This window comes from Thalassolituus sp. LLYu03 (assembly GCF_050507655.1).
Classification (GTDB): Bacteria; Pseudomonadota; Gammaproteobacteria; order Pseudomonadales; family Oceanobacteraceae; genus Venatoribacter.
In genome coordinates this window covers 2,938,081-2,959,487 of record NZ_CP191496.1, presented here as the reverse complement: position 1 = coordinate 2,959,487, position 21,407 = coordinate 2,938,081, and the positions used below count along the sequence as shown (strand labels likewise).

The 21,407-nt window shown below is 57.8% G+C and carries 17 protein-coding genes; 9 read left to right on the top strand and 8 right to left on the bottom strand.

Annotation, left to right across the window (positions count from 1 at the left end; all coding sequences use genetic code 11):
• Nucleotides 1-190 precede the first annotated feature (190 nt).
• The 4 genes from ettA (at nt 191) to moeA (ending at nt 4,478) form a co-directional block, all read left to right on the top strand.
• Nucleotides 191-1,852, top strand: coding sequence for an energy-dependent translational throttle protein EttA (gene ettA, locus ACQUQU_RS13385; RefSeq protein WP_430460202.1), 1,662 nt, complete (start codon nt 191-193; stop codon nt 1,850-1,852).
• Nucleotides 1,853-2,039: 187 nt separating this feature from the next.
• Nucleotides 2,040-2,405 (top strand): PilZ domain-containing protein, encoded by a 366-nt coding sequence (locus ACQUQU_RS13380; RefSeq protein WP_430460201.1) that lies wholly within the window; start codon nt 2,040-2,042, stop codon nt 2,403-2,405.
• A 173-nt stretch (nt 2,406-2,578) separates the two neighbouring features.
• A complete protein-coding gene (locus ACQUQU_RS13375) occupies nt 2,579-3,235 on the top strand; it encodes a fumarylacetoacetate hydrolase family protein (RefSeq protein ID WP_430460200.1) in 657 nt (218 codons plus the stop codon).
• 7 nt (nt 3,236-3,242) lie between these two features.
• Entirely contained in the window at nt 3,243-4,478 is a 1,236-nt protein-coding gene (moeA, locus tag ACQUQU_RS13370; RefSeq protein WP_430460199.1) for a molybdopterin molybdotransferase MoeA, read from the top strand.
• A 38-nt stretch (nt 4,479-4,516) separates the two neighbouring features.
• Here the strand turns inward: moeA and ACQUQU_RS13365 are convergent, their stop codons facing one another.
• The 4 genes from ACQUQU_RS13365 to ACQUQU_RS13350 all read right to left on the bottom strand — a co-directional run bounded on the left by ACQUQU_RS13365 (nt 4,517) and on the right by ACQUQU_RS13350 (nt 10,150).
• Nucleotides 4,517-6,142 (bottom strand): methyl-accepting chemotaxis protein, encoded by a 1,626-nt coding sequence (locus tag ACQUQU_RS13365; protein WP_430460198.1) that lies wholly within the window; start codon nt 6,140-6,142, stop codon nt 4,517-4,519.
• A 171-nt stretch (nt 6,143-6,313) separates the two neighbouring features.
• Entirely contained in the window at nt 6,314-7,939 is a 1,626-nt protein-coding gene (locus ACQUQU_RS13360) for a methyl-accepting chemotaxis protein (RefSeq protein WP_430460197.1), read from the bottom strand.
• Between the two features lie 155 nt (nt 7,940-8,094).
• Nucleotides 8,095-8,766, bottom strand: coding sequence for a single-stranded DNA-binding protein (gene ssb / locus ACQUQU_RS13355; protein ID WP_430460196.1), 672 nt, complete (start codon nt 8,764-8,766; stop codon nt 8,095-8,097).
• Nucleotides 8,750-10,150, bottom strand: a complete 1,401-nt coding sequence (locus tag ACQUQU_RS13350) for an MFS transporter (RefSeq protein ID WP_430460195.1) — start codon at nt 10,148-10,150, stop codon at nt 8,750-8,752. Before ACQUQU_RS13350 ends, ssb begins: the two co-directional genes overlap by 17 nt.
• Nucleotides 10,151-10,377: 227 nt before the next feature.
• Between ACQUQU_RS13350 and ACQUQU_RS13345 the strand changes: the two genes are divergently transcribed.
• The 3 genes from ACQUQU_RS13345 (at nt 10,378) to ACQUQU_RS13335 (ending at nt 14,557) form a co-directional block, all read left to right on the top strand.
• Nucleotides 10,378-11,058, top strand: coding sequence for a LuxR C-terminal-related transcriptional regulator (locus ACQUQU_RS13345; protein WP_430460194.1), 681 nt, complete (start codon nt 10,378-10,380; stop codon nt 11,056-11,058).
• A 65-nt stretch (nt 11,059-11,123) separates the two neighbouring features.
• Complete coding sequence (gene uvrA / locus ACQUQU_RS13340; RefSeq protein ID WP_430460193.1) at nt 11,124-13,964, top strand: excinuclease ABC subunit UvrA; 2,841 nt, start codon at nt 11,124-11,126, stop codon at nt 13,962-13,964.
• Nucleotides 13,961-14,557 (top strand): tRNA-uridine aminocarboxypropyltransferase, encoded by a 597-nt coding sequence (locus tag ACQUQU_RS13335; protein WP_430460192.1) that lies wholly within the window; start codon nt 13,961-13,963, stop codon nt 14,555-14,557. Before uvrA ends, ACQUQU_RS13335 begins: the two co-directional genes overlap by 4 nt.
• Before the next feature lie 29 nt (nt 14,558-14,586).
• Here the strand turns inward: ACQUQU_RS13335 and ACQUQU_RS13330 are convergent, their stop codons facing one another.
• The 3 genes from ACQUQU_RS13330 to ACQUQU_RS13320 form a co-directional block, all read right to left on the bottom strand.
• Nucleotides 14,587-15,015: a phosphate ABC transporter substrate-binding protein gene (locus tag ACQUQU_RS13330; protein WP_430460191.1), complete on the bottom strand. Its 429-nt coding sequence runs from the start codon at nt 15,013-15,015 to the stop codon at nt 14,587-14,589.
• An 11-nt stretch (nt 15,016-15,026) separates the two neighbouring features.
• Nucleotides 15,027-16,124 carry a hypothetical protein gene (locus ACQUQU_RS13325; RefSeq protein ID WP_430460190.1) on the bottom strand — a complete coding sequence of 366 codons (1,098 nt, stop codon included), beginning with the start codon at nt 16,122-16,124 and terminating at the stop codon, nt 15,027-15,029.
• A 178-nt stretch (nt 16,125-16,302) separates the two neighbouring features.
• Nucleotides 16,303-17,595 carry an adenylate/guanylate cyclase domain-containing protein gene (locus ACQUQU_RS13320; RefSeq protein WP_430460189.1) on the bottom strand — a complete coding sequence of 431 codons (1,293 nt, stop codon included), beginning with the start codon at nt 17,593-17,595 and terminating at the stop codon, nt 16,303-16,305.
• Nucleotides 17,596-17,802: 207 nt separating this feature from the next.
• Between ACQUQU_RS13320 and ACQUQU_RS13315 the strand changes: the two genes are divergently transcribed.
• Nucleotides 17,803-17,973 (top strand): hypothetical protein, encoded by a 171-nt coding sequence (locus tag ACQUQU_RS13315; RefSeq protein WP_430460188.1) that lies wholly within the window; start codon nt 17,803-17,805, stop codon nt 17,971-17,973.
• Nucleotides 17,974-18,007: 34 nt separating this feature from the next.
• Nucleotides 18,008-19,219 (top strand): phosphoserine phosphatase SerB, encoded by a 1,212-nt coding sequence (gene serB / locus ACQUQU_RS13310; protein WP_430460187.1) that lies wholly within the window; start codon nt 18,008-18,010, stop codon nt 19,217-19,219.
• A gap of 66 nt (nt 19,220-19,285) precedes the next feature.
• On the opposite strand, the gene ACQUQU_RS13305 is transcribed toward serB, so the two are convergent.
• Complete coding sequence (locus ACQUQU_RS13305; RefSeq protein ID WP_430460186.1) at nt 19,286-21,385, bottom strand: EAL domain-containing protein; 2,100 nt, start codon at nt 21,383-21,385, stop codon at nt 19,286-19,288.
• Between the last annotated feature and the right edge of the window lie 22 nt (nt 21,386-21,407).

Genomic DNA, 21,407 nt, shown 5'->3' with positions numbered 1-21,407 from the left:
ACAGACGAAGGATTGAGTCAGTATAGTCCGAGGTGGGCGGGGTTAAACCCAATGTCTTATAGTGGCGCATACAGATGATGACTGAACACCTGTGTTCAGCGCGGTTTTTGCTGCGCACAGGGTGCTGTCGGTTGCCTTCATGCCTGCTTTTCAGTAGCTTTGCCGCCAACTGATACGAGGACCTTTCCACATGGCTCAATACGTATTCACCATGAACCGTTTAGGCAAGATTGTTCCGCCTAAACGCCAGATTCTGCGTGATATTTCTCTCTCTTTCTTCCCTGGTGCAAAAATCGGTGTTCTGGGTCTGAACGGCTCGGGTAAATCGACCCTGCTGAAGATCATGGCCGGTATCGATACCGACATTATTGGTGAAGCGCGCCCGCAGCCGGACCTGAAAATCGGTTACCTGCCGCAGGAACCGGAGCTGGACCCGGCCAAAGACGTGAAAGGCAACGTGGAAGACGGCCTGCGTGAACTGATGGATGCCCGCGCCGAACTGGACGCTGTGTACGCGGCCTACGCCGAGCCGGATGCCGACTTCGACGCGCTGGCGAAAAAACAAGGCCGTCTGGAAGCCCTGATTGAAGCCGCCGGTGGTCACGACATCGACCGTCAGATGGAAATCGCCGCCGACGCCCTGCGTCTGCCGCCATGGGATGCCGACGTGACCAAGCTGTCCGGTGGTGAGCGCCGCCGTGTGGCGCTGTGCCGCCTGCTGATGTCCAAGCCGGACATGCTGCTGCTCGACGAACCAACCAACCACCTGGATGCGGAATCCGTGGGCTGGCTGGAACAGTTCCTGGAAGAATACCCGGGCACCGTGGTGGCGATTACCCACGACCGTTACTTCCTCGACAACTGTGCCGAGTGGATTCTGGAGCTGGACCGTGGCCACGGTATTCCGTACCAGGGTAACTACACCACCTGGCTGGAAACCAAAGAAGCCCGTATCGAGCAGGAAAAGAAACAGGAAGAGGCTCACGCCAAGGCCATCAAGCACGAGCTGGAATGGGTGCGTAAAGGTGCCAAGGGTCGTCAGGCCAAGTCCAAAGCCCGTCTGGCTGCCTTCGAGGAAATGAACTCGCGCGAGTTCCAGGCCCGTAACGAAACCAACGAGATCTACATTCCGCCAGGCCCGCGTCTGGGCGACAAGGTCATCGAGTTCCATAACGTGACCAAGTCCTTCGGTGACCGCGTGCTGATCGACGACCTGAGCTTCACCGTACCGCCGGGCGCCATCGTCGGCATCATCGGTGGTAACGGTGCTGGTAAATCCACCCTGTTCCGCATGATCGCGGGTCAGGAAAAGCCGGATTCCGGTGAAGTGATTACCGGTGAAACCGTGAAGCTGGCCTTTGTTGAACAGCTGCGTGACGAACTGGACGACAAGAAAACCGTGTGGGAAGCCATTTCCGACGGCCTGGACATGATCAACATCAACGGCAAAGACTACCCGAGCCGCTCCTACATCGGCCGCTTTAACTTCAAAGGCGGCGATCAGCAGAAGCGTGTGGGCGAGCTGTCCGGTGGTGAGCGTGGCCGTCTGCAACTGGCCTACACCCTGAAGCAGGGCGCCAACGTGCTGCTGCTCGACGAACCGTCCAACGACCTCGACGTAGAAACCCTGCGTGCGCTGGAAGAAGCCATCGACGCCTTCCCGGGCACCGTGATGGTGGTGTCGCACGACCGCTGGTTCCTCGACCGTATCGCCACCCACATTCTGGCGTACGAAGGCGACTCCAAAGTGACCTTCTTCGCCGGTAACTACACCGAGTACGAAGAAGACCGTAAGAAACGCCTGGGCAACGATGCGGCGCCTAAGCGTATGAAGTACAAGCGTCTGGCCTGATCCTCAGCGCCGGCGGTAAAAGAAGCGGCGGGACTGGTGATCAGTCCCGCCGTTTTTTTTTATGCGGATTTCGCCGCTGTTTTCTGTGCGGGCCATTGGCCGGCGTTTCCTGTTTGCTATCTCAGTAATTCCTACTAAACCTTTATACATCTGCGGACATTCGTCCCCAGCATTACAGAGGTCAGGTATGGATCAACGCCAGTTCAGACGCGTTCACTTTCTGCAACGGGTTCAGGTCGCCACGCACGGTGAGGTGCTGGAAACCCACTGTCTGGATATCAGCCTGCGCGGCGTGCTGCTGGTACGCCCGGAGGACGTGAACTGGAAGCTCGAGCAGCAGCTGGTGGTTACCCTGCAGCTGTCTGAAAGTGAGGCCATCACCATGCATTGCTCGCTGGTGCACATCGACGACGACGTGGTCGGCTGCGCCTGTGATTCCATGGACCTCGACAGCATGACGGCCCTGCGCCGGCTGCTGGAGCTGAACATGGCCGACCCTTCGGCTGTGAACCGCGAGCTGGCCGAACTGGTGCGGCCGCGCAGCGGCGACTGACGTCCGCAACGCCAGCAGCGGTCTCGGTGTTCGGGTTGCTCTGCTGCGGGTGTACGTCCGGTAGAGCCGGGGGGCAGGGGTTGTTGAGGTGTTGTTCAGATGTTGTTAAGGCGTTGTTGATCTGTTGTTGAGTTATAGTAACGGCCTGTCATGAACGATCAGGCCGTTTTTCTATGTTGAATCCCGTTGTTGAAGGTCAGTCATTTCCCCATGCCGTTGGCAAAATTGTGTGCGTCGGGCGTAACTACGCCGAGCACGCCAAAGAGCTGAACAACCCCATTCCCTCCAGTCCGATTCTGTTTATCAAGCCTGCCGATGCTGCAGTGCCGATGGCGCCAGCCTTCGCTATTCCACACGATCAGGGCTCGGTGCATCACGAACTGGAAATCGCCATCCTGATCGGCAAGCCACTGAAACAGGCAAGCGAAGCCGATGTGCTGTCTGCCATTGCCGGCGTCGGTCTGGGCCTCGATCTCACCCTGCGCGATGTGCAGGCGACCCTGAAAGAAAAAGGCCACCCGTGGGAAATCGCCAAAGGCTTCGACGGCGCCTGTCCGCTCAGCGATTTTATCGCCGCCGGCAAGATCAGCGACTGGACGCAGATTCCTTTAAGCCTGACCCGCAACGGCCAGCTGCAACAGCAGGGCAGCAGCGCCGATATGCTGTTTCCGCTGCTGCCGTTAATCGCCCACATGAGCCGTATTTTTACCCTCAATGCGGGTGATGTGATTATGACCGGCACGCCGGCCGGCGTAGGCCCGCTGCAATCCGGTGATGAGCTGATTGCCACGCTGGGCGACTGGCTGCGCGTCACAACTCAGGTTGCCTGAGGTCTTTATGATTACCTGCGACAGCCCGGGGCTGGCTCCTCTCGATCAGGCTCTGGAAGCCCTTCTGGCCATGATTGAACCGGTCAGCGGCGCGGAAAAGGTGCCTCTGAATCAGGCCTGCGGACGCATTCTGGCAACACCCGTGGATGCACCGCTGGCGGTACCGCCGGCCGACAATTCGGCGATGGACGGCTACGCCGTGCGTGCAGCCGACCTGCGCGAAGCGGCCACCCTGACCCTGATCGGGCGCAGCACCGCAGGCCATGCCTTCGATGGTCAGGTAGGCCCCGGCGAGTGCGTGCGCATTATGACCGGCGCCTGGATGCCGGCCGGTGCCGACACTGTGGTGATGCAGGAAAATACCGAGGCGCTGGACGATCGGCGTGTGCGTTTTCTGCAGCCGGCCCAGTCTGGCGACAACGTGCGCCCGCGCGGTGAAGACATTGCACAGGGCAGCCGGGTTCTGAACGCCGGCCGCCGTTTGCGCCCGGCCGATCTCGGGCTGCTGGCCAGTCTCGGCATTGCGCAGGTGTGCGTAAAGCCCGCATTAACCGTGGCGCTGCTGGCCACCGGCGACGAACTGGCCGAGCCCGGACAGGGGCTGGCCGACGGGCAGATTTATCAGAGCAACACCTTCACCGTGGCGCCGGTGCTGAGCCGCCTTGGTTGCCGCGTGCTGGAACTGGGTACGGTTGAGGATTCTGAAGACGCGCTGATGGCGGCCTTTATTCAGGCCGATGCGCAGGCGGATGTGGTCATCACCACCGGCGGCGTGTCGGTCGGAGAGGCCGACTACACCCGCGACGTGCTGGCGCGGCTGGGCCACATCGATTTCTGGCGGCTGGCGATCAAGCCCGGCAAACCCTTTGCCTGCGGCCGTCTGCCGTCCAGTCTGTTTCTGGGGCTGCCGGGTAACCCGGTGTCGGCGCTGGTGACCCTGCATCAGCTGGCGGTGCCCATGCTGCGCAAACTGGCGGGCGAAGATCAGGTCATGCCGCTGCGTCTGAATGCGCTGGCCGGAAAACCCTTGCGTAAACGTCCGGGGCGCACAGATTTCCAGCGTGGTATCTGGTCGCTGAACGAACAGGGGCAGTTACAGGTGCGGGCGACCGGTGGTCAAAGCTCGGGTGTGCTGAGCTCCATGAGTCAGGCCAACTGCTACATCATTCTGGAGCAGATGCGGGGCGACGTGGCCGTGGGTGAGACAGTGCTGATCGAGCCGTTCGACGGACTGCTCGGCTGAACCGGCGGTCCGTCTGAGCACCGCCCGTGCGGCCGCTTTTACACCCGGAAGGCGCTGATCTGCTGGTGCAGCTCAGCGGCAAGACGGGCGATGTCCTGACTGGAATTCGAACAGTGGCCGGCGCTGGTGGCCACTTCGTTCAGACCCAGCGTAAATTCGCACAGATTATTGTGAATATCGTTCGCCACCTGCGCCTGCTCTTCGGTGGCGGTCGATACCTGCATGTTCATATCGGCGATGCTGCTCACGGCGGTGGCAATTTCTTCCAGCAGGGTACCGGCGCACTCGGCAAAGCCTACGCTGTCGGACGCTTTTGAGCCGGCCTCTCCCATGCCTTCCACCGCCTGACGGGCGGAACTCTGCAGTTGATCGATCATGCTGGCGATGGATTCCGTCGCCTGTTGTGTGTTCTGCGCCAGTTTGCGAACTTCATCGGCCACCACCGCAAAGCCACGTCCGGCTTCACCGGCGCGGGCCGATTCGATGGCGGCGTTCAGTGCCAGCAGATTGGTTTGTTCGGCGATGCTGCGGATGACGGTCAGCACTTCAGAAATCCGGCCGGATTCCGTGGCTAAGCGGTCGATCACGCTGGCGGCGCTGGTGACCGAGCCCGACAGACGCTGAATCGCATTCAGGTTATCCTGTACCTTGCTGCGTCCGTTGCGGGTTAAGCCGTTGGCGTGGGTCGCCTGATCGGAGGTGGCGTTGGCGTTACCGGCCACTTCTTTGATGGCGCCGGTCATTTCGGTGACGGCGGTGGCAACCATCTCCAGCTTTTGCTCTTGATTGGTTACCGTGCGGTTGACCTGCTCGCTGATGACGCTCAGTTCTTCTGCTGCATCGGTGGCCCGTTGCACGGAGTGTATGAACTTACCGATCAGGTCGCGGAAGCTGCCGAGCATTTCATCCAGCGCTTCGCTCATGCGCGTGATTTCATCGTCGCCGCTGATGTCGATGCTGGTGGTGAGGTCAGAATGGCGGGCAATGTGGCGCATATTCAGCCCGAGGGTGCGCAACGGCTGGCTTATAGAACGGTACATCAACCAGCCAAAGGCGAGCAGGGCGATCAGCAACAGGGTGCCCAGCACCGACAGGCGCCAGATCATCAGGCCATAGCGTTCGTCGCTGGCTTTTACCCGCAGGCTGGCCTGCTTCAGTTGTTCGTCGATCAGGCGGTCGAGTACGGCTGTCAGCGGATCAAAGGCGCTGTACAGCGCATCGATAAAGGTGTCGTTGTCCTGCGCGTTGAGCTGGCGTTTGGCCACCAGTGCCAGTTCGTGCTCGATGAAGGCTTTGACGACCTCAAGCTTTTGGTCGGCCTCGCGCACCATAACCGCTTCATCACCTGTGTGCGGCAACGCCCGGTATTTGGCCCAGAAGGCCGCGCCTTTCTGCTCGGCATTACGGATGGCGGCGGTCAGTTGCTCCGGGCTGAGTTTATGGCCGCGGTATTTGTGGAACAGATCGACAATGCTGATGGCGTAAGCGTCTGAGGTGGCCTTGAGTTGCTTCAGTGGCTGAATGCGCTCGCTCTGCAAATGGTCGATGTCGTCGTGCAGGGCATGCAGACGGGCGAACAGCAGGCCGCCGACCAAAATAAGCGCCAGTATGGGGATGAACACCAGTGCGGCGAGACGGGTACGGATTTTTAGTCGTCTGAGCATAGTGAACCCTGCGAACAGTCAAATCAGAAGTAATGCGAGTTTTCTTCATTACTCTAGTGTTCACGCTGGGTTTTGCCCGCCAATCTCGCTGGAATTTTGTTAATGGCGCTTTGTAACAGACGCAGGCGCCGGGGATGAGGCGCCTGCGGATGGGCGGTTTTTGCCCCGGCCTCAGATGCGGAAGGTGCTCACCTGTTGTTGCAGATCGTTCGACAGACGCGCGATTTCCTCACTGGCGACGGCGCTTTGTGAGGCACTCTCCGACACATCGCTCAGACCCATGCTGAAGCGGGTCACGCTGTCGTGAATTTCATTGGCCACCTGCGCCTGTTCTTCGGTGGCAGTGGACACCTGAAAGTTCATTTCGGCAATGCGGCTGACGCTGCTGGCGATGGCTTCCAGTAATTCACCGGCGGCTTCGGCGTGCGTCAGACTGCCCGACGCCTGCTGGCCGGCCTGCCCCATGGTATCCACAGCTTGCCGCGCGGATGCCTGCAGCTGATCGATCATCTGACTGATGGATTCGGTGGCCTGCTGGGTGTTCTGCGCCAGTTTGCGCACTTCATCGGCCACCACCGCAAAGCCACGTCCGGCTTCACCGGCGCGGGCCGATTCAATGGCGGCGTTCAGTGCCAGCAGATTGGTTTGTTCGGCGATGCTGCGGATAACCGTCAGCACGGTGGTGATTTCGCCCGACTGATCGTGCAGGCGGTCGATCACCCCCGAGGCGTGGGTGACGGCATCCGACAGACGGTTAATGGCGCTCAGGTTTTCCTGCACTTTGAGTAAGCCTTCGCGCGCCTGACCGTCGGCGCGGGTGGCCTGAGCCGAGGTTTCGCTGGCGTTGTTGGCGACTTCTTTGACCGCACCGGACATCTCAGTGATGGCGGTGGCGACCATGGCCACCTGTTCATCCTGTTGCTGCACTGTGGTGCTGACCTGGCGGCTGATGGCGCTCATTTCCTCGGCGGCTGTGCTCGACTGGTGCACGGCGTCGCGCAGGTGGCTGATCACGCTGTGGAAGCGGCCGAACATGCCGTTCAGGGTCTGGCTCAGATGGGTAATTTCGTCGCGGCCGTCAGCAGCAACCCGGCGGGTGAGGTCCGACTGATCGGCAATAAACTGAATGTCGGCACACAGCCCCTGCACCGGATCGTTGATCGAGCGGTACATCAGATAACCGAGCAGGGCGAGGCCGGCGACCACCGCCGAACAGAGCAGAATCAGCACCGTCATCAGGTGGTCGTAACTGGCCTGTGAGGCCTGCACAAATTCGGCCGACACCCGCAGCTGCAGACTGATGAGGTCCTCCAGTGCTTTGGTCAGCGGATCAAAGCGGGCGTACAGGTCGTGAATAAAGGTGGTGTTGTCGAGGGCGCGGAATTCGCCGCTGCGCACCAGCTCCAGATAACGGTCGGTCAGGCGGGCGGCGTCGGCAAACTGACGGTCGGCTTCTTTTACCAGTGCGTCTTCTTCTGGTGTCAGAAAGGTGGATTTGTAGGCCTGCCATTCTTTGCCGGCGGTATCGCGGGCACTGAGGATGGCGCTGGTGAGTTGCTGGGCGCTGATCTGGTCGCCGCGGTATTTGTGGAACAGATCGACGGTGGAAATACCGTACATATCCGAGGTGGCTTTGATCTGTTTAAGGGGAACGATGCGGTCATCGTAGAGCGAGCTGATGCCGGTCTGCAGGGTGTTCATATGGCTGAACAGATTAACGATCAGCACAATCAGCACGATCAGGGGAATCAGAACCAGCCCGGTCAGACGAGCCCGGATGGAAATGGATCGGAACATACGAACTCCTGTGATTTCCTGTGTCGGAAATCCGCTTACAAACTATGGGTACAGCTGAAAAAGCGTAGACGAAATTCGTAGTTTTGATGGGGTTACAGGCCAAACGGGCATAAAAAAACCGCCCGTAGGCGGTTTTCGTGACTGACCAGCAATAATCAGAACGGGATATCGTCGTCGAAATCGTCGAAGCTGTTGCTTGGCTGTGGCATCGGCTGATAACCACCCTGATAGGCTGGTGGTTGCTGCTGGTAGCCACCGCCCTGATTCGCCGGGTTACCCTGATTAGGGCGTGGTGCCTGCTGCGGAGCGGCCATTGGCTGCTGTGGCGCGGCCTGACGGGCCGGTTGCTGCGGCGCCATCGCCGGTTGTTGCATGGCTGGCTGCTGCATGGGCGCCTGACCGTAACCACCCTGAGAGTTCATGGCGGGTGCCTGATTCATCATGGAGGCGGCGGACTGTTGCGGTGCATAACCGCCCATGTTGTCGGACGAACCACGGCCATCCAGCATCATCATGTCATTGGCGACAATTTCAGTGGTGTAACGCTTGATGCCGTCTTTTTCCCATTCGCGGGTTTTCAGGCGGCCTTCAAAGTAGGCTTTGGAGCCTTTCTTCAGGTACTGCTGACAGATTTCCGCCAGTTTTCCGTACACCACCAGACGGTGCCATTCGGTCTGTTCAACCTTCTGGCCGGTCTGTTTGTCCATGTAGCTCTCGTCGGTCGCCAGAGTGACGTTGGCGACGGCATTGCCGTTCGGCATATAACGCACTTCAGGGTCACGACCCAGAGTACCAATGAGTGTCACTTTGTTAACGCTGCGACCCATGCTTTTCTCCTGTGGATTCAATGATTACCAATGCCTGTTCACGGTCGAAGGCATCGGCGCTGACTTTCAGATATACGGCGCCTTCTCCGGCCATCTGGCTGACCTCGGCCACACCGGTCAGAGCCAGCAGCTGCGACAGCTGCTGATCGCTGATGCCGGCAGGGGCTGGCAGGCGAACGCTGGTGAGGTGTAACGGGGCGGATGACCGGGACAAAATCAGCGTCCAAAGTATCACTAATGCCCCCAGCCCGACAAATAGACTGCTGCTGCCAAAGTGGCTTAATACGTAGCCGCCGATGCTGCCGCCACTGAAGGCGCCCAGAAACTGCATCGACGAATAAATGCCCATGGCGCTGCCCTTGGCGCCGGCCGGGGCAACCTTGCTCAGCCACGAGGGCAGGCTGGCTTCCATCAGGTTGAACCCCCAGAAATAGAGCAGCAACAGAACGACCCAGTGCCACAACTGGCTGGCGGCCGACATGCTCAGCAGGGCAACGGCAATCACCAGGGCGCCGGTGATGACCACGCTCTTCATCTTGCGCTTTTTCTCGGCCACGATGATGAAAGGCACCATCAGAATGAACGCCACCACCAACACCGGCAGGTACAGCCAGCTGTGGTGCTCGCCGACCAGACCGGCCTCCAGCAGGCGGCCCGGAATGGCAACGAAGATGGCGACCATCAGCGAGTGCAGCAGAAAAATCCCCAGGTTCAGTGGCCACAGCTGCGGATTCACAAACTGCCGGGCAACTTCGCTCCAGACGGCGGTGGAATCGCGGTGGGCGACGCGGGGCGGATTCGGAATGACAAACAGGGTAACCAGTACGCCGCCGATGGCCAGCGCACCGGTCAGGCCGAAGATCAGGCTCAGGCCACCGATGCCCGCCAGCCAGGGGCCCAGCACCAGCGCGACCGAAAACGACAGGCCGATGCTGGCGCCGATGGAGGCCATGGCCTTCATGCGGTTTTCTTCGCGGGTCAGGTCGGTGACCAGCGCCATGATGGCGCTGGCGATGGCGCCGCCGCCCTGCAGGGCGCGGCCGGCGATGACGCCCCACACCGAATCGGCACTGGCGGCCAGCAGGCTGCCGGCGGCAAATACCAGCAGACCACCGATAATGATGGGCTTGCGGCCGATGCGGTCGGACAGGGTGCCGGCGGGAATCTGCAGCAGCGCCTGGGTCAGACCGTACACGCCCATGGCCAGACCGAGCAGGGCCGGCGTGGCGCCCTCCAGCTTCTGCCCTTCGAGCATCATCACCGGCAGGACCATGAACAAACCAAGCATGCGCAGGGCATAGAGAGAGGCGAGGCTGACGACGGCGCGTTGTTCTACCGACGACAGACCGGCTTGCCCTTGGCGGGCATCTGGGGAACTGGACATGCGTAAAGACTGCTTAAACAGGAAAGGGCGCAAGTTTACCAGCATAGGGGGGCGGGATTAAGTGGCGGGCACGTCTGTCAGCGCTATAGTTGAGTACCAGAAAGGAGTCTGGTTTGTCTTGAAATGCGCTAATACCTAATTGGTAATTCTGGAAGGATTGCGTACACTCTTCCTCACCGGCAAGGAGTCGCCGGGTCACGGAATCTTCAGCATAAAGGAGTTATGTTATGGATCGTCAGGTCAGTCTCCCAGGTCGCCGTATCGTGTTGTTCGGCCAGCAGAATCTTCAGAATTCCATCCTCATCGGCTACATACATCAGCGTACCAATATCGACTGCCAGCTCGTGAATGTGCCGGAATGGCGCAGCGAGTGGACTCAGTATCCGTGCAAAACCCTGGCACTGATCGACGCTGAATGTGCCCGTCCGGAAAAGCTCTTTGACCTGCTGGAACAAATCCACGAACAGACCGGCGAAATCAAAGTGGCCTTTTTCAATACCCCACACGGTCATCCGGTCGAGCGTCTGATCGACTGGCCGATGGTGAATGGCCTGTTCTACCGCGAAAGCTCACAGCAGCAGCTGAGCAAAGGTCTGATCGGTCTGTTTGAAGGCGAATACTGGCTGCCGCGCCAGCTGGTGGGGCAGTATCTGGAGAAGACCCGTCACAAGCCACGTCGTCTGCCATCCACCACCACAGTGCTGACCCGTCGTGAAAAGCAGATCCTGCGTCTGACCGCGACCGGTGCCACCAACATCGAAATTGCCGACAAGCTCAATGTCAGCATGCACACGGTGAAAACCCACATCTACAACCTGTTCAAAAAGATCGGCGTTGCCAACCGTATTCAGGCCGTTAACTGGGCCAAGGAATACATGGAAGAGCTGTTGCACGATCCGGTTGAATAAGCGGCTGATACTGCTTCGCGCATCCTTTACAATGGCGGTTTTTCTTTCACAGTGAAGAGCCGTTTATGGACAAGATTCTGGTGCGCGGGGCACGTACCCACAATCTGAAGAACATTGATATCGATATCCCCCGTGACAAGCTGGTGGTCATCACTGGCCTGAGCGGGTCCGGTAAATCTTCACTGGCATTCGATACCCTTTATGCCGAAGGCCAGCGGCGCTATGTCGAGTCGCTGTCAACCTACGCCCGCCAGTTCCTGTCGATGATGGAAAAACCCGACGTCGACCTGATTGAAGGTCTGTCGCCGGCCATTTCCATCGAACAGAAGTCTACGTCCCACAACCCGCGCTCTACCGTGGGTACTGTCACTGAAATCTACGATTACCTGCGTCTGCTGTTTGCCCGTGTCGGCACGCCCCGTTGCCCGGATCACGATGTGGCCCTGGAAGCCCAGACCGTCAGCCAGATGGTGGACGGCATCATGGATCTGCCGGAAGACGGTAAATACATGATTCTGGCGCCCGTCATCCGCGACCGTAAGGGTGAACACCTGCATGTGTTTGAAAGCCTGCGGGCGCAGGGCTTTGTGCGGGTGCGGGTGAATGGTCTGGTGTGCGATCTGGACGATACGCCGGAGCTGGATAAGCGCCGTAAGCACAGCATTGAAGTGGTGGTCGACCGGTTTAAGGTCAAAGCTGGCATCGAACAGCGTTTGTCCGAATCGCTGGAAACCTGTCTGGAGCTGAGCGGTGGTCTGGCGCTGGTGGCCTCGATGGATGACGACTCCGCCGAGCCTCTGCTCTTTTCATCACAGTTTTCCTGCCCGCACTGTGGCTACAGTCTGCAGGAGCTGGAACCGCGTCTGTTCTCGTTCAACAATCCGGCCGGTGCTTGTCCTGGTTGTGATGGTCTGGGGGTTAAACAGTATTTCGATCCGGATCTGGTGGTGCAGGACCCGACCCTGACCGTTGCTGAAGGTGCAATCCGCGGCTGGGACCGCCGCAGTATTTATTATTTCCAGATGCTGTGTTCGGTGGCCGAACATTACGGTTTTGATATCGACAAACCCTTCGGCAAGCTGACGACCAAACAACGCGATGTATTGCTGTACGGCAGCGGTGAAGACGAAGTGAATTTCAGCTACGTGAATTCCCGTGGCGACAAAATTTATAAAGCGCATCCGTTTGAAGGTGTGCTGCCTAACCTTGAGCGCCGCTACCGCGAAACTGACTCGCAGATGGTGCTGGAAGAACTGGCGAAATATCTGAGTGTACAACCGTGCCCGGCTTGTGAAGGTTCCCGTCTGCGAACTGAAGCGCGTCACGTGTTCGTCGGCGATAAAAATATTCACGCCTGTACGTCGATGCCGGTTGAACAGGCGTTTGATTATTTCAGCGATCTGCATCTGGCGGGTCATCGCGGTGAAATTGCCGAAAAAATTCTGAAAGAAATCCGTGAGCGCCTGCGCTTTCTGGTGAACGTGGGGCTTGAGTATTTAACCCTGAGTCGCAGCTCCGATACGTTATCGGGCGGTGAAGCGCAGCGTATCCGTCTGGCCTCACAAATTGGCGCAGGTCTGGTCGGTGTTATGTACATTCTGGACGAGCCGTCGATCGGCCTGCACCAGCGCGACAACGACCGCCTGCTGAAAACCCTGTTTCATCTGCGCGATCTGGGCAACACAGTGCTGGTGGTCGAGCACGACGAAGATGCCATCCGCAGCGCCGACCATCTGATTGATATCGGCCCAGGAGCCGGTGTGCACGGTGGTCAGGTGATTGCGCAGGGAACACCTGCCAAAGTCTTTGCCAACCCGGCGTCGATTACCGGCCAGTACATGTCGGGCAAACGCGCAATTCAGATTCCGGAAAAACGCGTTCCGGTGAATGACGATAAAGTGCTGGTGCTGAAAGGCGCCCGTGGTAACAACCTGAATAATGTTGATCTCACCATTCCACTGGGGCTGATGACCTGTGTGACCGGGGTATCGGGTTCCGGTAAATCAACCTTGATTAACCGCACTCTGTTTCCGCTGGCGTCGACCGCACTGAACGGTGCCACGACATTAAAAGCGGCGGAATACGACAGTATTTCCGGTCTGAAACAGCTGGATAAAGTCGTCGATATTGACCAGAGCCCGATTGGCCGTACTCCGCGCTCCAACCCGGCGACCTATACGGGTATTTTTACGCCGGTGCGCGATTTGTTTGCCGGCACTCAGGAAGCCCGTTCACGCGGGTATAAAGCCGGTCGCTTCTCCTTTAACGTGCGTGGCGGTCGCTGTGAAGCCTGTCAGGGGGACGGCGTTATTAAAGTCGAAATGCACTTCCTGGCGGATATTTATGTGCCGTGTGATGTGTGTAAGGGCAAGCGTTACAACCGTGAAACGCTGGACATCCGCTACAAGGGTAAAAATATCCACGAAGTGCTGGAAATGACGGTCGAGGATGCGCGCGAATACTTCGATGCCATTCCGGCGGTGGCGCGTAAATTACAGACGTTAATGGATGTGGGCCTGAGCTACATTAAGCTTGGTCAGGCGGCGACTACCTTATCCGGCGGTGAAGCGCAGCGGGTAAAACTGGCCAAAGAACTGTCGAAGCGGGATACCGGTTCTACCTTGTATATTCTGGACGAGCCAACCACAGGTCTGCACTTCCACGATATCGAACAGCTGCTGGCCGTGCTGCATCGCCTGCGTGATGATGGCAACACCATTGTGGTTATCGAACACAATCTGGATGTGATTAAAACCGCCGACTGGATTGTCGATCTGGGTCCTGAAGGCGGTTCCAAAGGCGGCTACATTATTGCCGAAGGCACGCCGGAGCAGGTTGCGGCCAACAAGGCATCGCACACGGGGCGCTTTCTTAAACCCATGCTCAAAGCCGCTAAAAAGAAATGACCAGCAAGCGCCATATCTGTTCAGGGTGTCAGCGCCCTGAGCAGGTATGTCTGTGCGATACGCTGGTTCATTTACCGACTCCGGTACGTGTCACCATCTGGCAGGATCCGGTGGAGGCAAAGCACGCCCTGTCCACCGCGCCGCTTTTACAGCTATGTCTGGATTCCTGCGAGCGGGTTATCGGCGAGCGGCTTTCGTATCAGGATCTGTTCGGTGACTGTGATCCGCAGGCGGTTGCGGTTTTGTATCCCATGTCGCATAAGCCGCCACTGAATCAACAACAGGTGTGTCGCATCGAGCACCTGTTAATTCTCGATGGGACCTGGCGTAAGGTCCGTAAACTTCTGCTTACTAACCCCTGGTTGGAAAGTCTTGCCCATATTGCGCTGCAACCGGCGGGCGAAAGCCGTTACGCTGTACGTGCCTCACCGAGGAGTGATGGCATGTCGACCCTGGAGGCGGGCGTGGCAGCACTGAACTGGATGACGGATTCAACTCAGTACAACGCCATTTTATCTGTGCTCGAACGCATGGTTGATATTCAGAAAGGCTTCGGCCACAAGCAAATAAAAGACAATAAAAAAGGCGCCTGAGCGCCTTTTCTAAACCGTGATAAAGGGGATCAGAATTTGAACACCACTTTCACGGAAGCATCGACTGCGGAAGCATCGACATAGCCCACCAGATTCGGATTCTTGGCGACCAGCGCTTTGATATCCGCATCGGCACCAGACTCTTTCGGTGGCGTGCCTTTACCGGTGAAGATCAGACGAGACCAGTAGGCTTTCAGCTGACTTGAGCTTTTACCCAGTACTTTGTCGTTGAAGGATTCACGCACGGCACTGCCTTCGTTCTGATCGATCGGAATTGCCTGACTGCCGTCCGGGAAGTTAGCTGTCTTGCCGAGGAAGATCCGCGAAATAGTATCCTGATCGAGTGCACCGTTGGCATTGCCTGCCGCAACGATCACGGCAATTTCAGCGTTGGCAGCAGCACCCAGCAACAGGCTGGCCGCAATGGCAATTCGGGAGATTACTTTAGACATTTTCATGGTTCGTCTCCTTAAAATACCAGGCTCATGCCAACGTTATACAACAGGCCGGAATCGCCTTTCGCACCCTGTACCAGTTCTTCGTCGTGTTGCTGAACTTCGACTTTGAACGCCGCGCTGCTGTCGTAGTCGTAGCGCAGACCAAGAATAATACTGCTTTCTTTGCTCTCCAGATTTTTCTGGATCACACCCACAGTACCGGATTCCAGATCATCTTCCGTCGCCGTGTAAGTCAGGTGGACGGTCGCATCGCCCATGCGCTGCGCGACACTGACCAGATAAGCGGTATCGTCGTTCAGCATGGCGGTTTCGTGGTCCAGCGCGGTCCACTCAGCGATGGCTGAGGTGCTGCCGTTGTCGTAGCTCAGGGATGCCTGATAGAACTTCGACTGGTCTTCATCGGCAATGAACTCATCACCAACGCCGAAACCTGCCGCTGCCGCTGCCAGATTATCCAGTGCACGACCATCAGCCCCTGCCAGTGCAGGGTCCACATCGGCACTCAGATCGGCCTGGTGGTAGCTGACACGTGCTCCGAAGTCACCCATGCTCAGGTTCAGAACCACACCCAATGCGCGGCGTAATTCAAAGACGTAGGTATCACCGCTGGTTGTCAGCTCGTTGGTGCTGCGGCCGGTGTAAACCTGCACCGAGCCATCCACCACACTGGTAGAGAAGCGGCGGGTGACGTCGACGCCGTTAATGGAAGAGAACGCATCCAGGCGGTACACAACTGATGGCGGACGTACCCAGTTGTAGGCGTATCCCACTTCGAGGAAGTCGGAATAATAGAAGAACGGTGTGCGCAGACGGCCCATGCGGATGTCGGTGTCCTCATTGGCAGCGTAGGTGATGTACGCCCAGGAAGCTTCGGTGTTGAAGTCTTCACTGCCACGGGAAATCAGCTGCATGGTAGCGGACGTACTGTCGTTCACCTGCTTGGACATCTGCAGGCCGACCAGAGTACCGACGTCGAACTTCACGCCGTCGTCGTAACCGTCGAGTGAAATATCGTTGGTCGACAGATTACCCGCCGTGACGTTCATGAAACCGTTGATTTGCAAGTCGCTGGAAAATGCGGCTGGACTGCAGGCAAGCAGTACTGCCACGGCCAAACCGGATTTACGAAGAACCATGGGTGTTAACCTCTGCTGTTGGTTTATCCATAACCTTAGTAGAGGCTTTGAGAACTTCAAATTTGTGCACTTTTTTTTAAAAGTGCACAGAATTCGGGCGATTTTTTCAGCGAAAACCGGGCGTATCGCCCGGTGGTATGAGGTGCTGAGATCAGACGTTTTCCGTCATGGCGGTGATGTGTTTGATCTGGCGCTGAATCAGAGAGTGGTTTTTTTCTGGCAGCTGCGTCAGCCAGTAACTGGTCTGCTCACGGCCGTGCAGATCGGATACCACGGGACCTTCTTCCCACTGAATGGCGTTGTCGCCGGGCAGGTGGTCAACCAGTTCCTGACTGACCAGTAAGCGGTTTTCTTCACTGCTGCCAGCCAGATGCGAGGCCCAGTGCACAGTATCGCCAATCAGGCTGCATTCGGTTTTTTCATCGTGGGTAATCGGCGCCAGCAGAACGTTGCCCCAGTGTGCTGCAATGCGAAATTCTACCGGAGTCAGCTTGCTGTCGTGTTCCTGCAAGTGGCTGACCAGGCCCAGAAACAGTTGTGCCGCATACAGGCAATGCAGTGCTTCGTGACTGCCGCCGCCCGGACGACCGATACCGAACATCATCACCACGCTGTCACCGATGTAGCGGTCGAGTTTGCCGTTATAGAGTTTGGCGGCGTGCGAGAGCAGGCGGTGGTACTGATTCAGTGCCTGACTCAGCTCATCGGCCGAGAGGCGCGATTGCAGAATTTCCAGATCCTGAATTTCGATGAACAGCAGGGCGCACTCGTGGTAACGCAGCAGGCGGTTCGGTTCGGCTACCTGCCCATAGACAAAACGGCCGAGCGCCTCTTCCATCGCCCGCTGATGCTGTTCGCGTTGAGACACCTTGTTCAGCTCGCGGTGAATGGTGGTGAATTCCTGAATGCGCGGTACGGGGGGTAGCTGCAGCGGTTTGTCGTTGTTCTGCCAGTTGCTGAGGCTCACCGTCAGCTGACGCAGATAACGCATGCCACGCTCGGCCAGCTGGTAGCAGAGTAAGGCGCACAGCAGGGCAGACAGACCACTGGCAATCAGGCCCAGTGCCAGGTAATGGCGTGCCGACTGGCCGGCACTGCTCAGGTCGAGACGGGCGCGCAGCAGGCCGGCGGCGGTATTGTCCTGATTCACCGGCTGGCTCAGTTCCAGCAGCCCTGTGTCCTGACGTCCGCTTTCGGCGATGACCTGCTGATTGATGTTGAGCACCTGAATGGCGGTGATCTCAGGCCCCGTGTTCCACTCCGACAGTGTCAGATTCAGACTGATGCGGTCCTGCTTCAGCAGGCTGGGAGCAATGGCAATGGTCAGGCGCTGCAGCTGACGCTGAGCATCCTGTTGCAGGCGGGTTTCCATCTGTGCACGCAGATGTGAGTAAGTCAGCGTGCTCACCAGGATGCCACTGAACAGCACCAGGCAGCCCGCCATGAGTCCACTAATTTGACTTACATTCAACTTTCGGCCAATCAGGCTGAGGATAGACATCACATTACTCAAACAATCGAAGATTTCCGCAGTATTGGTGGTATTATATGCGCCGCCTGCACGAACGCTAGGGAATAACCGGCCTGTCTGGTCCCGCGCTACTGCAGCGCTCTGCCGTATTTCATCTGATTATTAGTATGGGGATTCACCATGAGCGACGTGAAACAGTCTCTGCAAGACAAGCTGCAAAAGCTGGAAAAGGGTCTGTACCTGATGAGTTTGGACCGTGTTCGCGCCTTGTCTGTGCACGAAACCGTTGATCTGATCGAAGAGCTGCGTGCTGTGGTAGCTGCTGCAAAAGCAGATACTGACAAACTCTGATTACTGAACGAGATCCGTACCAGGGAAAACGTCCGTGACTGAATTGGTTCTAATCCGCGTGACTGGGGCCGATAAGCCCGGGTTGACCTCAAGCATCAGCGCCATTCTGGCGCAATACGATGTGACTATTCTCGATATTGGCCAGGCCGAAATTCACGACACTCTGTCGCTCGGTATTCTGGCCGCTATTCCTTCCCGTGCCGAATCGGCGCCTGTTCTGAAAGATGTGCTGTTCAAGGCGCACGAACTGGGCCTGTCGGTGCGTTTTACACCGGTAACACCAGAAAGCTACGAGCAGTGGGTAAGTGGACAGGGGAAACCGCGCCACATTATTACGCTGCTGGCCCGTACCATCGAAGCCGAAGCCATTGCCCGTGTCACCGCCATTGTGGCTGAGCATGGTCTGAACATTGATCAGATCAACCGTCTCTCAGGTCGTGTACCGTTGGTGCAGACTGAAGTGAACACCCGCGCCTGTGTTGAGTTCTCGGTCCGTGGTGATGCAGACCAGAGCACTATGCGCGCGCAGTTCCTGCAGGTCGCCAACGATCTCGGTGTGGACATCGCGTTCCAGGAAGACAACGTCTATCGTCGTACCCGCCGTCTGGTGTGCTTCGACATGGACTCGACCCTGATCGAAGCCGAAGTGATCGATGAGCTGGCGGCTGCCGCCGGTGTGGGTGAGCAGGTTGCTGAAATCACCGAGCGTGCGATGCAGGGCGAACTGGATTTTATTCAGAGCTTCGAGCAACGCGTGTCGCTGCTGAAAGGCCTGCGCGGCGACGTACTGCAGGGCATTGCTGAACGCTTGCCGGTGACCGAAGGCGCCGAGCGTCTGATCCGCAACCTGAAAGCGCTGGGCTACAAGACCGCCATTCTGTCCGGGGGTTTTAACTACTTCGGCCGCTATCTGCAGGACAAACTGGGCATCGATTACGTGTTCGCCAACGAGCTGGAAATGGAAGACGGCATCGTTACCGGCCGTGTGACCGGACGCGTGGTGGATGGTAAGCGTAAAGCCGAGCTGCTGCGTGAGCTGGCCGACAAAGAAGGCATCCGCCTTGAACAGACCATCGCCGTGGGTGATGGTGCCAACGATCTGCCGATGTTGAGTATTGCTGGTCTGGGCATTGCCTTCCGGGCCAAACCACTGGTGCGTGAGAACGCCAAGAATGCGATTTCGACACTGGGTCTGGACGGCATCCTGTACCTGCTGGGGTATCGTGATCGCGACATCATGGACTGACCCGATGTCAGCCACAAAAAAGCCCGCTTCTGCGGGCTTTTTTGTGGTTCCGGATTGCCGGAAGCGTTACATGTCGTTGTCGTCGTGGAAGTCGAACGTCATCGATGCCTGTGGTGGCTGGACATAGAAGCCCTGAATGAAGTGCACGCCAAACTGCCACAGAGAGGCCACGGAGGTTGCGCTTTCGACCAGGGGCACGATGGTCTTTTTGTCTTCTTCGTGCAGCTGTTCCAGCATTTCCTTCAGGTGTTTCTGGGTGTCCGGGTTCTGCCCCAGATCGCGGGTGAAGGAGCCGTCGACTTTCACATACTCGACGTTCATGTACTTCAGCGTCTGCATCGGATTCAGGGCACAGCCGAAGCGGCTCAGGGCACACGGAATCGCGCGTTCTGTCAGTGCCTGACTGAATACCTGCGCCTGCTTCAGCATGCGTCCGGCATCTTCCTCGTTGAACTGGAAGACGACGGAGCCTTTCGGCAGTTTGGCCGCGTTCATGGCGACACCAATCCAGCCGGGCAGGGCTTCATCAGCCAGAGATGCGGCGGACAGGTTAATGAACATGCGGGTGTTGTGACCTTTGGCGCGGTGTTCGCCCAGCAGCTTGGTGGTGTGCAACACCACCCAGCGGTCAATCTTGCGTTTTACATCGTCGCTGATTTCGGTGCTGTTCAGGAATTCACCGGCCGACAGCTCTTCGCCATCCGGCATTTTCAGGCGCAGAAGCGTTTCGTAGTGTTCAGCTTCGTCGCCACGCAGGCTGATCATTGGCTGGAACATCAGGCGGAAACTGCTGCCACGGATGGCATCGATCAGCAGCTTCTCCAGGCTTTCGGCTTCTTTCTTCTCGTCGGCGTCTTTCGGTACGTACAGGTAGCAGCCGTTGCCGCGTTCGTGGCCTTCCTGTTTGCGCACGTCATCCGCCGCATGATGCGATTGCTGCAAAATGTCTTCCGGACGCGAGCTGTTTTCTGTGATCAGGGAGATACCGATCGACACGGTGGCGGTGACGGTGCGGTTGCCGATGTCGATCAGCAGATGTTCAACCTTGTCGCGGATCACTTCGGCGAAGGCCAGAGCGGATTCCGCATCGGCCCCCATGCGCAGGCAGCAGAAAATATCTTCACCCACGCGTGCCAGTACGTCCTGATCGTTGGCTTTCTTCTTCAGGACCGACGCGACTTCGTTAATCACGGTATCGGCGTGACTGATGCCGACTTCGCTCTTGATGCGGCCGAAGTGGTCGATGTTGATGTACAGCACAGCGCCACGGGCGCCTTTCAGTACCGCGCGGTCAACGGCCTGTTCGAGATTACCGATGAAGTGCTGCTTGTTGTACAGGCCCGTCATCATGTCGCGGCTGCTGATCTCGCGCAGCTTTTCTTCCAGCTCGGAGTTGTCGGCGTTGATGCGGATCAGCACCTGAGTGCAGCGTTCGTCGGCGTACGTTGCCTGCGAGAAGGCCATCAGCATAGGGAAGGCTGCACCGTCGCCATTAATGCCGCGGGTGCGTAACTCCGGATTGCTCAGATGATCGGTCTGGTAGGCTTTCAGGAACGCTTTGAAGTCTTGCTGGGCGCTGCCATCGACCATATCCATGATCGGCATGCCTTCGAGTTCTTCAACGGATTGATAACCGAACAGTTCCAGATACGCCTGGTTGGCGTATACGTGCATGCCATCATGGATGTAAGCGACCGCATCGCGGGAATTTTCGAGCAGGTTCTGACAGCGCTTTTCGGCTTCACGGATGCGCACTTCGAGGGTGCGTAGCTCGCGGCGGGTGCGCAGATGGCGCAGCTCGCGCTGAATGACCATCACCAGCAGATTGCTTTCATCTTGCGGAACAACGGTGCAGGCGCCGCGTTTGATGGCGGCTTCCATGATCATGGGATCAACGTCTTCGGCGATCAGGATAACCGGAAGGTCTTTGTTCAGACGACGGATCAGCTGCATCAGATCTTCGTAGGCAATGTCGCCTACTTTGGGCTGGGCGATCAGCATATCCCAGGATTTTTCCTGGAGTTGCTCGTTCAGGTCTTGCAGGGAAGTAATCTGATGGGCGCGGGTGGCGCTGCCGGAATTGCGCATAAGACTGACCAGACTTTCTGCATCGTTCTGCGTCTCTGTCAGAAGAAGCAGATGCAGTGTGTCCCGATTCGCCGACATGCCAACCTCAAGTAATTAACAA

Bases quoted from the DNA above. Each gene is read 5' to 3' on its own strand.
- ettA (WP_430460202.1), top strand. From the start codon at position 191: ATGGCTCAATACGTATTCACCATGAACCGTTTAGGCAAGATTGTTCCG.
- ACQUQU_RS13380 (WP_430460201.1), top strand. From the start codon at position 2,040: ATGGATCAACGCCAGTTCAGACGCGTTCACTTTCTGCAACGGGTTCAG.
- ACQUQU_RS13375 (WP_430460200.1), top strand. From the start codon at position 2,579: ATGTTGAATCCCGTTGTTGAAGGTCAGTCATTTCCCCATGCCGTTGGC.
- moeA (WP_430460199.1), top strand. From the start codon at position 3,243: ATGATTACCTGCGACAGCCCGGGGCTGGCTCCTCTCGATCAGGCTCTG.
- ACQUQU_RS13365 (WP_430460198.1), bottom strand. From the start codon at position 6,142: ATGCTCAGACGACTAAAAATCCGTACCCGTCTCGCCGCACTGGTGTTC.
- ACQUQU_RS13360 (WP_430460197.1), bottom strand. From the start codon at position 7,939: ATGTTCCGATCCATTTCCATCCGGGCTCGTCTGACCGGGCTGGTTCTG.
- ssb (WP_430460196.1), bottom strand. From the start codon at position 8,766: ATGGGTCGCAGCGTTAACAAAGTGACACTCATTGGTACTCTGGGTCGT.
- ACQUQU_RS13350 (WP_430460195.1), bottom strand. From the start codon at position 10,150: ATGTCCAGTTCCCCAGATGCCCGCCAAGGGCAAGCCGGTCTGTCGTCG.
- ACQUQU_RS13345 (WP_430460194.1), top strand. From the start codon at position 10,378: ATGGATCGTCAGGTCAGTCTCCCAGGTCGCCGTATCGTGTTGTTCGGC.
- uvrA (WP_430460193.1), top strand. From the start codon at position 11,124: ATGGACAAGATTCTGGTGCGCGGGGCACGTACCCACAATCTGAAGAAC.
- ACQUQU_RS13335 (WP_430460192.1), top strand. From the start codon at position 13,961: ATGACCAGCAAGCGCCATATCTGTTCAGGGTGTCAGCGCCCTGAGCAG.
- ACQUQU_RS13330 (WP_430460191.1), bottom strand. From the start codon at position 15,015: ATGAAAATGTCTAAAGTAATCTCCCGAATTGCCATTGCGGCCAGCCTG.
- ACQUQU_RS13320 (WP_430460189.1), bottom strand. From the start codon at position 17,595: ATGGCGGGCTGCCTGGTGCTGTTCAGTGGCATCCTGGTGAGCACGCTG.
- ACQUQU_RS13315 (WP_430460188.1), top strand. From the start codon at position 17,803: ATGAGCGACGTGAAACAGTCTCTGCAAGACAAGCTGCAAAAGCTGGAA.
- ACQUQU_RS13305 (WP_430460186.1), bottom strand. From the start codon at position 21,385: ATGTCGGCGAATCGGGACACACTGCATCTGCTTCTTCTGACAGAGACG.